This is a genomic window from Mesorhizobium sp. M2C.T.Ca.TU.002.02.1.1, assembly GCF_003997225.1.
The window spans coordinates 1-1,217 of the sequence record NZ_RZTO01001227.1 but is presented as its reverse complement, the minus strand read 5'-3'; the positions used below and the strand labels follow the sequence as shown (position 1 = coordinate 1,217).

General features: G+C 66.3%; 1 protein-coding gene and 1 pseudogene. One reads left to right on the top strand and one right to left on the bottom strand.

The window, feature by feature from the left end; all coding sequences use genetic code 11:
* Positions 1–189: pseudogene (locus EOD07_RS34980) on the top strand (ferric reductase); the annotation flags it as partial.
* A gap of 139 nt (positions 190–328) precedes the next feature.
* Here EOD07_RS34980 and EOD07_RS34975 read toward each other — a convergent pair.
* On the bottom strand, positions 329–1,217 hold an 889-nt coding region (locus tag EOD07_RS34975), incomplete at its 5' end, for a hydrogen peroxide-inducible genes activator (RefSeq protein ID WP_245470613.1).

Here is a 1,217-nt window from a genome sequence, read left to right as displayed (position 1 = left end):
GTCTTTGTCGACGCCCGCGATGGGCGCCTGACCGGTGACCGCATCCGTGCCGAAGTGCCGGAATGGCGCATGGCGAGCATCTGGTTCTGCGGTCCCGCTGGCTTCGGTGAAGCGCTGCGGAAGGATTTCGCGGCGCAAGGATTGCCCGTGGGTGAGCGGTTTCACCAGGAACTGTTCGCCATGAGATGAGGGCAGCCACGTGCGGCAACACCATCACGGACCCGTGCAATCGCTCCCGATAAGATTGGCGCGCCGGCCGGATTGCCTGACGCTGCTCGTCTCCCGGACCGCGAACCCGCAGGAATCTCCAGCCGCGTTCGAGCGTGCCTCATGCCGCCAGCACCGCCTGGTCCAACGCCCGTATGATCTTCGCCAGCTCCATGCATTCGTCCTGGCGCACCTTGTTGCGGCGCCAGGCCATGCAGATCATGCGTTGCGGCATCGGCTCCTGGAAAGGCACGATCCTCAGATCCGGCATGACGCCAGCGGCGTTTGCCGCCATTTCCGGCACCAGCGTGACGCCGAGCCCATGCGCCACCATCTGCAAGAGCGTCGTGAGACTCGTCGCGCCATAGCTTGCCATCGCCACCGGCCGCACATTGCCGCAGACGGCCAGGGCCTGCTCGCGCAGGCAGTGGCCTTCCTCCAGAAGCATCAGCCGCTCGAGCGCCGGGCTTTCCGGCGGCACGGGCGGCGAGGCGAAGGCCGGATCGCCGGCGGGAACGGCGAGGAAGAAGCGGTCGGCGAACAACTCCTCGGCGACGAGGCCGGGATGATCGAGCGGCAGGGCGGCGATGAAGGCGTCAAGCTTGCCCGAGGCCGCGTCCTCGACCAGCGATGCGGTCACTGCCTCCCGCAGTTCGAGCTGCAGCGCAGGGTAGCGCTTTCTCAGCTCCGGCAAGACGTGCGGCAAGAGATAGGGCGCGACCGTCGGGATGATCCCCAGCCGGAAACGGCCCTCCATGGTGGGGCGGCCGCGCCGCGCCGTCGTTTCGACGTCACGTATGTCGGCCAGGATGCGCTCGATGCGTGGCTGCAAGGCATGCGCTTCGTCGGTCATCCGCACCATCTTGCCGCCACGTTCGAACAGACGACAGTTCAGTCGTTCTTCCATCTCGGCGATCTGCGAAGACAGTGCCGGCTGACTGACACCGGCAAGCTTGGCGGCGCGACCGAAATGAAGCGTCTGCGCCAGCGCGTCGAAATAGAGCATTTGG